Annotated in this window: 12 protein-coding genes; 4 read left to right on the top strand and 8 right to left on the bottom strand. The window is 31.1% G+C overall.

Features of this window, described 5'->3' with window-relative positions; translation table 11 throughout:
• Window positions 1-48: 48 nt before the first annotated feature.
• The 4 genes from FD06_RS00705 to FD06_RS00690 form a co-directional block, all read right to left on the bottom strand.
• Window positions 49-1,362, bottom strand: coding sequence for a sensor histidine kinase (locus tag FD06_RS00705; RefSeq protein ID WP_056965581.1), 1,314 nt, complete (start codon window positions 1,360-1,362; stop codon window positions 49-51).
• Window positions 1,362-2,051: a response regulator transcription factor gene (locus tag FD06_RS00700; protein ID WP_056965580.1), complete on the bottom strand. Its 690-nt coding sequence runs from the start codon at window positions 2,049-2,051 to the stop codon at window positions 1,362-1,364. Before FD06_RS00700 ends, FD06_RS00705 begins: the two co-directional genes overlap by 1 nt.
• 92 nt (window positions 2,052-2,143) lie before the next feature.
• Window positions 2,144-2,695 (bottom strand): DNA-3-methyladenine glycosylase I, encoded by a 552-nt coding sequence (locus FD06_RS00695; protein ID WP_054657529.1) that lies wholly within the window; start codon window positions 2,693-2,695, stop codon window positions 2,144-2,146.
• Window positions 2,696-2,761: 66 nt separating this feature from the next.
• Entirely contained in the window at window positions 2,762-3,115 is a 354-nt protein-coding gene (locus FD06_RS00690) for a hypothetical protein (protein ID WP_056965579.1), read from the bottom strand.
• A gap of 185 nt (window positions 3,116-3,300) precedes the next feature.
• On the opposite strand from FD06_RS00690, the gene FD06_RS00685 reads away from it, so the two are divergent.
• Both FD06_RS00685 and nrdI read left to right on the top strand, forming a co-directional pair.
• Window positions 3,301-4,641 carry a hemolysin family protein gene (locus FD06_RS00685; RefSeq protein ID WP_420834741.1) on the top strand — a complete coding sequence of 447 codons (1,341 nt, stop codon included), beginning with the start codon at window positions 3,301-3,303 and terminating at the stop codon, window positions 4,639-4,641.
• 56 nt (window positions 4,642-4,697) lie between these two features.
• Window positions 4,698-5,159 carry a class Ib ribonucleoside-diphosphate reductase assembly flavoprotein NrdI gene (nrdI, locus tag FD06_RS00680; RefSeq protein ID WP_056965578.1) on the top strand — a complete coding sequence of 154 codons (462 nt, stop codon included), beginning with the start codon at window positions 4,698-4,700 and terminating at the stop codon, window positions 5,157-5,159.
• A gap of 12 nt (window positions 5,160-5,171) precedes the next feature.
• Here the strand turns inward: nrdI and FD06_RS00675 are convergent, their stop codons facing one another.
• From FD06_RS00675 to FD06_RS00665, 3 genes are all read right to left on the bottom strand, one after another.
• On the bottom strand, window positions 5,172-6,347 hold the full coding sequence (locus FD06_RS00675) for an MDR family MFS transporter (RefSeq protein WP_056965577.1): 1,176 nt from the start codon (window positions 6,345-6,347) through the stop codon (window positions 5,172-5,174).
• 102 nt (window positions 6,348-6,449) lie between these two features.
• On the bottom strand, window positions 6,450-7,178 hold the full coding sequence (locus FD06_RS00670; RefSeq protein ID WP_056965576.1) for a hypothetical protein: 729 nt from the start codon (window positions 7,176-7,178) through the stop codon (window positions 6,450-6,452).
• 88 nt (window positions 7,179-7,266) lie between these two features.
• Window positions 7,267-8,016 carry a restriction endonuclease gene (locus FD06_RS00665; protein WP_056965575.1) on the bottom strand — a complete coding sequence of 250 codons (750 nt, stop codon included), beginning with the start codon at window positions 8,014-8,016 and terminating at the stop codon, window positions 7,267-7,269.
• Window positions 8,017-8,302: 286 nt separating this feature from the next.
• On the opposite strand from FD06_RS00665, the gene zwf reads away from it, so the two are divergent.
• Together zwf and gndA are read left to right on the top strand one after the other, a co-directional pair.
• The gene (gene zwf / locus FD06_RS00660; protein WP_054658821.1) at window positions 8,303-9,781 is read left to right on the top strand and encodes a glucose-6-phosphate dehydrogenase; all 1,479 of its coding nucleotides are present in this window, start codon (window positions 8,303-8,305) and stop codon (window positions 9,779-9,781) included.
• A gap of 89 nt (window positions 9,782-9,870) precedes the next feature.
• The gene (gene gndA / locus FD06_RS00655; RefSeq protein WP_054658819.1) at window positions 9,871-11,310 is read left to right on the top strand and encodes an NADP-dependent phosphogluconate dehydrogenase; all 1,440 of its coding nucleotides are present in this window, start codon (window positions 9,871-9,873) and stop codon (window positions 11,308-11,310) included.
• A 612-nt stretch (window positions 11,311-11,922) separates the two neighbouring features.
• On the opposite strand, the gene FD06_RS00650 is transcribed toward gndA, so the two are convergent.
• Window positions 11,923-13,128: an IS3 family transposase gene (locus tag FD06_RS00650; RefSeq protein ID WP_082605231.1), complete on the bottom strand. Its 1,206-nt coding sequence runs from the start codon at window positions 13,126-13,128 to the stop codon at window positions 11,923-11,925.
• Window positions 13,129-13,242: the final 114 nt, after the last annotated feature.

Genomic DNA, 13,242 nt, shown 5'->3' with positions numbered 1-13,242 from the left:
CTATTAAAGCAATACTACTATTATTTAGCATATTTTTAAAGGGCTCTTTTATTTTAAAGAAATAGTTACATTGAAAACGGTTCCCTCTGGTTTATTATCAACAACGGATATTTTACCTTTATGTTCATCAACAATCCATTTAGCAATAGAAAGTCCTAAACCATTACCACCAGTTTTGGAGTTCCTAGATTTATCAGTTCGATAAAAACGATCAAAAATATGCACCTTATCTTCATCAGAAATTCCAATTCCATTATCAGCAACTTTAATGTCTAAGCTGTCCTTAATTCTACTAATTTGTACTGATATTTTACCTTCGGCAGGTGTATATTTCATGGCATTATCTAATAAAATAACTAAAAGTTGTCGAATTAAATCTTGGTCTAACATCCCACTACCATCAACATTTATTTGAGTGTCAAAATATTTATTTTGACTATTAACAATTTCAGAATAAGGTGAAATGACTTGTTTAAACCATGTTTCCAACTGCGTGTTTTGTAAATTAACTTGAATTATGTTTGAATCGGAACGTGCTAGCATAAGCAAGCGGTTCGTCAATATTTTTAAATGTTGAATTTCATCTAAAGATGTAGAAATTGGTTGAATCTGTTCCATAACTGTATCTTTAGGCTTAGTTAATAAATACTCCATTTGGTTTTGAATAACGGTTAATGGTGTTCTAAGTTCATGAGCAGCGTTAGAACTAAAGTCACGTTGACGTAACCATGATTTTATAATTGGTTTCATACTAGATTTTGATAAGAAATAAGAAATAGCGATTGCCAATATCCAAAAAATAACCAAAGTAATTATTAAAGACTCGATAAAACTATTAATCGCTAACAAATCAGCATCAATATTTTGCAGAATTAAAACATAATGACCAGCATATAAAACATTTTGATTGTTTTTAGGAACTTTAATTAACAATGATCGAAAATGTGCGCTCAATTCATTTGATGCTAAAGGCAAGTCGACAATCTTATTTAATTTAGAAACATCCAGCGTGGTATTACGTAATAACGTAAAATTTCTTTCTCCTAGCATCGATTGGTTTAGAATTCTTCCATTATCGTCAAAAACAATTAAATTAGTTTGAAAAGAAGCATTTTTTTCTGGGGGCATAACTCCAATATTTGCGCCATTTTTATTTTTTTGAATGTGTAATGGAAATTGGTGTGAATTCTTAATTATTCTGTTTTTTTGTTCTCTCATGGCTGAGTCTATATTTCCGTAAACTGAGTTTTGAAATAAATAATAAACAATTAGTCCTAAAGTAAAAAACAACACTGCAAAGGTAATTAATTCTTTAATGAATAGTTTGAGTTGTTGTTGATTTTCTGGATTACCCTTTTTCACTAATCATCATCCTTTTCAAAAATATATCCTACATTTCTTAAAGTTTTAATCGGGTTACTATCGGACATGGTCTTAATTTTTTTACGTAAATTACTCATGTAAACTTCAACCACTGTCAGAGCAGTATCGGAATTAAAGCCCCATAAGCGGTCAAATATTTGCTCTTTGGTAATTATCGTATTTGGATTTTGCAAAAAATATATTAATAAGTCATACTCTTTCCCATTTAATTTCAATTCTTTGCCGTTTAAGTCTACTGAACGGTTGTTTAATTTTGCCACAAAATTACCTACCGTCAGTTCATTATTAGTCCCTAGCCTTCCATATCTTTTCAGAAGTGCCTTAACTCGCATCAATAGTTCTTCACGATGAAAAGGCTTAGTTAGATAATCATCGGCACCCAGCTGAAATCCATGAACTTTATCAGAAAGAGTATCTTTAGCCGTTAAAATTAAGATTGGCATATCTAGTTTATCGTCATTTCGCCAGCTTTTTAAAATATCATATCCACTAATTTCAGGCAGCATCAAATCCAAAACTGCTATGTCATAAATACCTTCTTGGCCCATCATTTTACCTTCAAATCCATCACAAGCTACTTTGGTATTCCCTATTTCACTTAAAAATTGGTTTAAACTGTCAGCTAAAGCTTCATCATCCTCAACTATTAATATATTTAAATCTTTCATAAAATAATCACCTCTAAAATACAATTTACTGAGATTAATACTACTACATTCTAGCGAATGAAACTTAAAAATCTTTTAAGATAAAAAACAACTTATCTAAAGTCACAAAATTGTTCGTGACCATTTATTGTTCCCACTGCTTGCATAAATGAATGCATAACTACTGGTCCAATAAACTTAAATCCATCTTTTTTCATTTTCTTAGACATTTCAAGCGATAAATATTTTTCTGCATTTATAGAATCATAGCTTCTATTTTGAAATTTTGATTTTATAAGTTCATCAAGATTAGTATTTAAATAGTCATTGAAACTGCCATCTACTTGTTGCATATTGGAAATGATTTTAGCATTATTAATAATTGCCTCAATTTTTAAACGATTACGAATAATATGTTTATTATTCAAAAGAGTAGAAACCTGATTATCCATTAACTTCACCTGATTAATTACAAAATTTTGAAAAGCTTCCCTAAAATAATTTCTTTTATGTAAAATTGTTTTCCAACTCAATCCTGACTGCATTATTTCTAGACTAAGTATTTCAAATAGTTTGTCATCATCATGCACAGCATTACCCCATTCATTATCATGATATTTAATCATTTGTTCATCTTTTAAATCTACCCATCCACATCTTTTCATAAAAAGCACTCCCTAAATAAAAAGGATGTAGTAATTAGCTACATCCACATTTTAAAAATTAATATTTTATCTAACGATACCTTCGCCTAATTCTCGTGATAGTGTTTTTAGAGCATCTTCACGAGTAGTTATCTTATCCATATCAAATATAATATCGTCTAATTTGCCACCCTTAAAATCAAATCTTTCAATATACAAGTATGGGTCTACATCTTCCATATCTTGGAATTTTTTATCTAAATGTTTTTCAAAACCTCTGGCCCAAACATCATCTTCCATGGATTTAAAATCTTTTCTAGTAACAAAACCCTTTTTTTGAATTAAATCAATTCCGCGATTAATATCTTCATCAGAGTATGTAATTGTTGCTTCTCTAATTTCGTCTTGAGTTCTGTTATCTTTCTTAGTATCTGTAGCCATGATGAAACTTTACTTCCCTTTAATTGAATTTTGTTTACAATTATAGATTATCACTAACACAGTAGTTCGTTAAGCAATTAGCAATGGACTTTGTTTTACTAAGACTTAAAAAATTAGCAATTCCGCTGTATAATATTAAGGAAAGAAATTATTATAATATTTTTTATGAAATGAGGAATGTTCTGTTGGATAGTGGCGCGGTATTTTTACAAATTATCGTAATTTTAGTTTCATTCTTCTTCGCTGCTTTTTTTGTGGCTTGTGAGTTTGCGTTAGTACAAACAAGATATAGTATGCTGGAAGAAGAAGTCGAAAAAAAGGGTAAAACTAAAAAGTTATCCCGTGAAATGCACATGGTTACAAACTTAAATGATTATTTATCAACAACACAAGTAGGTTTATCATTATGTGGTATTTTAATGGGTTGGATTGGTGAATCTTTATTCGTAGATGCTTTATTCCACGTTTTAGAACTTGATTCTAATCTTATCAATCCAGGTACAGCACATGCTATCGGTGGTGTTGTAGGTGTATTCATTCTAACTTACCTAGAAGTTGTTTTCACAGAAGTTGTACCTAAGAATATAAGTATTGCTATTCCAAGAAAAGTTTTAGGTTTAGTTGCAAGTCCTCTGCACTATTTCCATATCCTATTTTATCCAGGAGTTTGGTTAATTAATGTTTCAGCTGCTGGAGTAGTTAAATTATTTGGTATCAAAATGGCCGATGAAAGTGACGAAGCAATGTCACAATCTGAAATTTTAAGTATTTCAAAGGATGCCGTTAAAACTGGTGCCTTAGAAAAATATGATTATTTATATATGCAACGTGCATTTGAATTTAATGATAAAGTTGCTAAAGATATCATGATTGATAGAACCCAATTAAATGTTATTGACATAACTACGAAAGTTAAAGATGCGGTAACTCAATACTTGCAAACTAAATTTAGTCGTATCCCCGTAGTTGCTGATAACGATAAAGATAAAATACTAGGCTATATTTATAACTATGATATAGTACGTCAATCACGAGTTGACTCATCAATTGGTATCGATAAATTACTTCGTGATATAATTACTGTTCCAGAAACTATGAAAATAACCGAAGTATTACAAGAAATGATTAATCATAGAACTCCAATGGTCGTAGTTGTTGATGAATACGGTGGTACTTCTGGTATCATCACTGATAAAGACATTTACGAAGAACTGTTCGGAACTGTTCGTGATGAAATTGATCCAGCTACTAACGAGTACATTTTTAAACAACCTAAGGGTACATACCAAGTTAGTGGTAAAATGACTACTCATGATTTTGAGAGATACTTCCACACTGATATTAAGGAATTCAATAAATCAGATAGTGTGACTTTATCTGGATACATTATAGATGAAAATAACGATATTAAAACTGGCGATTCGTTTACTATTAAACAGTTTACGTTTAAAGTTATCGATTTTGAAAATTCATTTATTAACTGGTTCGAAGTTAATGTGGATCAAGATTATATAGATAAAAAGTAAAAAAATAAAAGTCACACTTAGTGGCTTTTATTTTTTCTATTAGAATGGAGATTTTTATGGATAAAATAAATATTATATATATATCAATTGAAGGTAACACTAGAAATTTTGTTAAGAATTTATCTTCATACGCTGAAGCAGAACATGCTAAGGATGACACAAATCCAGTGATTAATGCTAAAGAAGTTTCTGAACAAACTGACTTTAGTAATGAAGAAGAAAACTTTTTCGCATTTGTACCAACATACTTAGATGGTGGGAATGGAATTGATAATGGTGTTAAAGAATTAATGACTAACGTATTGGGAGAATACATTGATTACAATAATAATGCTAGAAAATGTATTGGTGTTATAGGTTCTGGAAACCGTAACTTCAACGAACAGTATTGCCTAACTGCTCGTAGATATGCCAAAAAGTTCCATTGCGATTTAGTCGCTGACTTTGAGTTAAGAGGGACTAGCAGAGATGTAACTCGTGTTTATAGTGCATTAATAGAAGAATCTAAAAAACATTAAAAAAAGCAGTCATTAGACTGCTTTTTTATTTTTATTGCTTGATATGACATACAATAAAGACCCTAAAATCAAGATTGTCGAAATGACAAATAGAATGTTATAACCTAGATATTCAACAAATAAACCACCATACAGAGGACTTACCGCCCTACCAAATGACATAAATGAGTTAAAGAAACCTTGATACTTACCTTTTTCTGACTTACTAGATAAGTTATCAATCCAAGCTGGAACATCGGGTAATCCCATTATCTCACCAACCGTTAGTATTACCATAACAGCAACAAAACTCAAATAGCTCTTAGTAAACAATAATAGAATAAATGAAATTCCAAATATAAATACTCCTAAAAAGATTTGCTTTTGCATGTTAAATCTACGACCAAAGTAGTTAACGATGGGTTGGCCTAAAACAATTATTAAGCCATTGATTGTCCATAGTGTTGAATATTTTTCGAAAGAAATGCCCATATTAACCATATGAACGGACATTACACTTTCCCATAATGTATAACTTAGGTAAATAAAGAAAACCATTGCACAGATGCTGTAAATAATTTTTTTATTATTTTTATGTGTAGGCTCCTTACTAGGATGAATCAGCTCTCCGTTTAAGGCTTCATCATTATTACTGAAATCAACATCAAATTTTAGTAAAGTCATAATCCAAAGCACTAAGTAGAAGAAACTAGCCGTAATGAAAACCGTATGAACACCAAATTTTAGTAAGTATCCTACCATTGCAGTTCCGATTACTACTCCTAAGTTCAAACCAATATATAATAAATTAAAAACATATCTTGAACTTTTTGACGTAACTTTAGTAGCGTAGGAATTCAACAAAGTTAAATTAATTCCATCTCCAAAGCCCAAAAACATTAGTAGAAAAGCAAAAATTGGCCATCCATGAAAAAATATTAATAAAATAATCGCAATAGATGAAACAGAGATTCCTATCATTGCGGTTTTATAAGCAGACCATCTATCAAATAAATAGCCACCTAAATAATTTCCTAATATCATACAAAGTGACATCATTAACAAAGTAAATCCGGACACCATTAAAGACTTATGTAAGTAATCATTTATGTACATAGTTACTAGTGGCCACATAAAAGAAGAACCCGCGTTCAGTAGTAATGAGTATACAAAAATAGAACTTAAACTAAGTTCTTTTCTTTTTAACATTTTTTCATCCCCTTTTAATATAAATTTAACTTAATTATAACTGCTTTGATAAACAAAAAAAACTCCCAGTATTTGAGAGTTTTTTTATCGTAAATAAAATGACTATTTTGTTCTGCTAAAGTACAAAACATTCTTATTGAAATTATTTTTATCGTTAGATAAAGTAAATTTATTATTAGAAGTAAATTTCATGTATAAAGGCTTTGCGTTTTTAGCCTTATAAGAAAATTCAAAAACATCAGATGAGATGTGCTTGTAGCTATAAGCTGCATATTTAACTAGATTATTCTTTAGTTTGCCATTCTTGTAAACGTCTCTTTGAAAACCATCTTTAGTATCAAAGTTCAAAATTTCATAACTGTTGTCGTTAGCTAATCGTGATTGCCATTTACCAGAAATGTTTTTGATCACCAATTTACTTGTAGAATTAGAGTTTGATTTTTTGGAATGGTTTGTTTGCTTAGTAACTTTGGGAGTATTATTTTTAACACTTACCGTTTTATTACTTTGTAAAGTGATAATTATATATGGTTTTTGCAATGAATTTTTAGTTTGTGCATAAACATATAGTTTACTACCCTTATTTAAATTTTTTAAAGTGACTTTATAACTACCATTACTTTTTGAAGCGTAAGTACTACCCACTTCTTTTTTGTTGTTTAGAAGAACTGAAACTCTAGCTCCCTTAGTAGCGTTACCACTGATATTTGATACGTTGTATTTAGAAATATCTACAAATGTCTTTTCATTTGCTGAACTAGAACTAGCAAATAGCGTAAAAACAGCTAGTATCGAAAGCACAGACAACACAAAACTACTTAACTTTTTCATTTAATAGCACCATCTTTTCTTTTTACTAAATATCAATTATATATCCAAAAAAATAAATATCAACTAAAACTTATTTTTTGCATTAATTTTAATTATCTTTTAATAATTTAAAAATGTAATTCGGATTTTTATACCACTTAACTATCATTTCATGATTAATAGTGACTGTCCCAGATGCCTCCGCTAAATCTTGAGCAGCTTTTGTATAATTGCTAGAGCAAATTACAATTGGCACATCTAGTCCGTAGGCAACGGTTCCTGTAACAGCCTGTTGAATAGCTTCTACACCTACATAACTATTATAAAGTTTACATTGAATTCCATATTTCTTATTTTTATGCGTAGCCACAACATCTAGTCCAAAATCATTAGATTGTTGTGTAACAATAGATTTAAAACCGCTTCTATAAAACAAATAGCCAATCATGTATTCAAAATTGTTGGCCGTTACATTGAAGTGATTTTTTCGCATTGCCTTGCCAGTAATTCTTTTATATTTTAAAGCATTACTTCTTTTGATTGTAGTACCTTTAACTGACAATCCTGAAGAGCCAACTTTCTTTTTTATTTTAATAAAAAAGATTTTTTTGCGCTTACTTAATCTGAAAAAAACACAAAATATAAATAGCATCCCCAAAAATAATAAGCTTAAACCATCGGGAACACTTATATTACTGACAAAATCATTTAAATTATGATTTACATTTATTTTATTATCTTGAGTGAATATATTATATAAACTTAGAATTATATTGTATAGAGCACTAATTAAAAAATACAAAATTAATCCTAGATATTGAATTATAAAATCTAAGCCTGACAACAGCTTATCTAACAAAGGAATTCCCCTTTTTCGAAATTTATACAGTGCTTTATCATTTACACCTTGTTTATTATATTGTTAAAGTCTAGTAAAGTAAATAACACAACATCTTATAAATTCAATAATTATGTTAGCATTGATTATTCTTATTTTTTTATTTTAAGATAGCGTTTTCATTATTGATTGAAAAACGCTTTTGTTAATCTAATTTGTGTTATATAATAATCACGTACATTGACGTAATTCTACATATATTATTATGTCAAATTTGATAAACGATAAATATTAGGGAGTGACGGTATTGGCAACAGAAACTCGTGCCTTGTTCATGCTTTTTGGTGCAACAGGTGACTTAGCTAAACGTAAACTATATCCTTCAATTTTCAATTTATATAAAAAGAATTATATAGATCAAAAACACTTTGCTTTAATTGGTACTGGTCGTCGTAAATGGAGCGATCAAGATTTAAGAGATGTAATCTTAGAATCAGTTAAAGATAGTGCAGAAAGTGAAGACCAAGCAAATGAATTTGCTAGCCATTTCTACTACATGTCTCATGATGTAACAAATCCTGAACATTATAGAGCTTTAAGCGACTACGCAGATAAATTAGAAGCTAAATATGAAACTGAAGGAAATCGTATTTTCTACATTTCAATGGCCCCTAACTTCTTCGGTACAGTTGCGGAAAATCTAAAATCTCAAAATGTACTATCAGATAATGGTGGATTCAACCGTCTAATCATTGAAAAACCATTTGGTCGTGATTACAAGACAGCTGAAGAATTAAACAATTCACTAGGTAAATCATTTAATGAAGACCAAGTTTACCGTATTGATCACTACTTGGGTAAAGAAATGGTTCAAAACATTCAAGCTCTACGTTTTGGTAACCCAATCATGGAATCAGTATGGAACAACAAATACATTAAAAACATTCAAGTAACTTTATCAGAAAAACTTGGTGTTGAAGAACGTGCTGGATACTACGATAACTCAGGTGCTTTGCGTGATATGGTGCAAAACCATATTATGCAAATCGTTACTATTCTTGCGATGGAAGAACCAGTAGCATTTAAAGATACTGACATTCGTAACGAAAAAATTCGTGCACTACGTAGCCTTAGAATTTATGACAAAGATGAAGCTAGAGAAAACTTCGTTCGCGGACAATATGGTGCCAAAGGTGAACAAAGAGATTATCGTCATGAAGATGATGTCCCAACTGATTCAAACACAGAAACTTATGTTGCTGGTAAATTAATGTTTGATAACCAACGTTGGGCTGGAACTCCATTCTACGTACGTACTGGTAAGATGCTTGCTGACAAGTTTACACGTATTGACGTTGTATTCAAAAAGCCATTAATTGATGTTTTTGATGCTGGCGACAAAGATAAATCTGGTTTAGATTCAGATGTCTTAACTCTATTTGTTGACCCAGTCCAAAAAGTAATCTTACATCTTAACGGTAAAGTTCCAGGTCAAGGATTTACTACTAAGGGTATCGATTTAACTCATGTACAATCTGATGAAGACCGCAAGAATACTCCAGAACCATATGAACGCTTAATTCATGATGCTATCAAGGGAGACGCTACTAGTTTTGCTAGTTGGCAAGAAGTTGGTCGTGCTTGGAAGTTAGCTGATGTAGTAAGAAACTTATGGGATACTGAAAAACCAGACTTCCCTAACTACACTCCTGGTTCAATGGGTCCAAAAGATGCTGATGATTTATTAGCCCGTGATGGCAATAAATGGGTATTCACTTTAGATTAATAATTAAATGACATTTAATTATTAAAATGTTAAAATTTACTTGTATGTTTAATAAATAAAAATTTTCTTTAAAAAGGAAGGTTCAAAAAATGGCTGATCAAAAAGCAAACATTGGTGTTGTTGGTATGGCTGTTATGGGTAAAAACTTAGCCCTTAACATTGAAAGCCGCGGCTTCACTGTAGGTATTTACAATCGTAGCTCTTCAAAAACTGAAGAAGTAATGAAGGACCACGCTGAAAAGAAACTTGTTCCAAGTTACTCAGTTGAAGACTTTGTTAACTCCCTAGAAACTCCTCGTCGTATTATGATGATGGTTAAAGCTGGTAAAGCTACTGATGCTGTTATCAATGAATTATTACCTCTATTAGATAAAGGTGATGTTTTAATTGATGGTGGTAACACTAACTTCCACGACACAATGAAGAGAAATGCTGAATTAGACAAATCTGGTATTAACTTTATTGGTATGGGTGTTTCTGGTGGTGAACTTGGTGCATTGCATGGTCCATCATTAATGCCTGGTGGTCAAAAAGATGCTTATGACTTAGTTGCACCTATCTTAGACAAGATTGCTGCTAAAGCTAACGATGGCAAACCATGTGTTCAATACATTGGACCTAATGGTGCCGGACACTATGTAAAAATGGTTCATAACGGTATCGAATATGGTGATGAAGAATTAATCGACGAAAGTTACAACATTCTTCGTAACGGTGCTGGCATTTCAGTTGATGACTTAGCTAACATCTTTAAAGAATGGAACAAAGGTGAACTTAATAGTTACTTAATCGAAATTACTGGTGATATTTTAACTAGAAAAGACGATTTAGGTTCTGACAAGAGCAAGCCTATCGTTGATATGATTCTTGACCGTGGTGCTAACAAAGGTACTGGTAAATGGTCATCAATGGATGCCATGGAAATTGGTGTTGACCAATCAGTTATTTCAGAATCTGTTTACGCTCGTTTCATTTCAATGTTGAAAGACGAACGTCTAAACGCAGCTAAAGTTCTTAACGGACCTAAAGCAGCTGATGTTATCAGCGAAGACGACAAGAAAAACCTTGTTGAAAAAGTTCGTAAAGCTCTATACTTTGGTAAAATCATGAGTTATGCTCAAGGTTTCGAACAACTTCGTTTTGCTTCAGAAGACTACAAGTGGGACTTGAAGTTTGGTGAATTAGCTCAAATCTGGCGTGAAGGTTGTATCATCCGTGCTCAATTCTTACAAAACATCACTGATGCTTTTGAAAAGGATGCTAACTTAACTAACTTATTGTTAGACCCTTACTTCTCAGAAATTGCTAACAAGTACCAAAGCGATGCTCGTGATGTTGTTGCTTTAGCAACTAAGGCTGGTATTCCAGTTCCATCACTTTCAGCTGCTGTTACTTACTTCGATTCATACCGTGCTGAAGTATTACCTGCTAACTTATTACAAGCTCAACGTGATTACTTTGGTGCTCACACTTACGAACGTACTGACCGTGAAGGTAACTTCCATTACCCATGGTACACTGAACAATAATATATAAAAAAGTAGCCATATGGCTACTTTTTTTATTACATAGAAAACAATTAACTTGAATAATTATATAAAATTATATAAAATATAGTTGAGAGAGAAAAAACGAAAGTAGAGGTGAAACAATCATGACAGAATTAACTTTTGATCCTGGAGCGTCTAACGGTCCGTCTATCAAGGGAAAATTACTGACAATGGTTGTTTCTATTCTTTAAAATAAAAAAGAGTAGAGATGACTTTTAACAGTTAATTTTCCCGTATCTGTATAAATATACGAGATGAATATTTTTATTCATAAAAGGAAATTAACTGTTGTTAGTTGTCTCGGTATCCTTTAATTATGAAGAAGTATTGACGTACTTGTAATTAATAAAGTAAATAATTTTGCTCATGATGCTTAACTCTCTAGGGAACTTTTGAGGGAGATATGGCAACAGTTCGTTTAAGATTAGGCAATTAATATTTAACTTCGGATAAAATGAGTAATTATGAGATTACACAGAAATCTTTATGAACCGTGGGAACATGGTTTATGCCAAAGTAATTGCTGTTTATCTGCTAATAAAATAAAAAAGGCTTGAAATGATGTGAACCCCAAAAGTTGGACAACTTTTACTAGGATATTAATCCCAAATATTGATTTGGTGATTGGTATCCTAGTTTTTCTTTTATTCTATTATTATTGTAATCCTTAATCCATGCTCTCATAGCATGGATTAAGGATTCTTTTGTATTATAATGAATATTCATCATTTCACTTTTCATAATATGAAAAAATGATTCCATCTGTGCATTATCTAAGCATGTCCCTTTACGGGACATAGACTGAATCGCATTATATTTTTTCAATGTATTAGCCCAACTATGATGTTGATATTGAAAACCTTGATCACTGTGCACAATAGTTCTATAAGGTAATGATTTTAGATTAAGCATCGCTTCATTTAGTGCCTTTAAAGTAAAACTTACATTTGGATGTTTACTAATATTAAAAGATATTATTTTGTCTGAATATAAATCCATTACTGGTGATAAATAAACCCGATGGTTTATATCTTCATTGCCATATCTAAATTCACTAACGTCAGTAGTAATTTTTTGCCCAAATTTATTGGCTGTAAAATCACCATTTAATATATTATAAGCAATCTTGCCTACTTGACCTTTATATGAATTATACTTACGTTTGCGTCGACTAAACAATTTACATTGCCAATTATTACATTTCATTATCTTTTGTACACGTTTATGATTGATATTTAGTCCGGATTTCCTTAATACTGCAGTTACCCTACGGTATCCATAAGCAGTATGTTTTAGAATGATTTTTTTTATTTGCTTTTCAATACCACATTTATTGAAAGAAAGCGTAGCTTTCTTAAGATTATAATAATAAAGACTCCGAGGATACTCAATAATCTTTAAAATATAGCTCTTGGAGAAATTCTTTAATTGATGAATAAGTTTGTTTACACAAACAAATTGACTACTATTATTATTTTCAATTTTAATTTTTTCATAATGATATTTAACCATATATTTTTTAGCTAAAGCTTTTTGATGTGCGTTTATGATTGATTTAGTTTTCTTCATTTTAGGGCGGCCACGTTTGTTGTACAATGATCGTATGCCTTTGGTCTCCATTCTTCTCTGCCAAGTGAAGATAGTACTACTGGCAGATATATTGAATTGAAGTGCTGTTTCTGGATACGACTTGTGGTGGGTGTGCATCCAATTCAGCACTTTTATTTTATACTCACCAGAATACACTTTACCGTAATTTCTTACAATTAAACCCTTTAAGCCGTAGGCTTTATACATATTAATCCATAGCAAAACAGTACTATTATTCACAATATTATATTTTTTACAAAGATAAGTTGAACCACAAGTATAATATTAATGGTAGTGCCACTGTACTATTTTGGGTACGAA

Source organism: Apilactobacillus ozensis DSM 23829 = JCM 17196, from assembly GCF_001435995.1.
GTDB lineage: Bacteria > Bacillota > Bacilli > Lactobacillales > Lactobacillaceae > Apilactobacillus > Apilactobacillus ozensis.
This window is presented reverse-complemented; position numbering and strand designations above follow the sequence as displayed.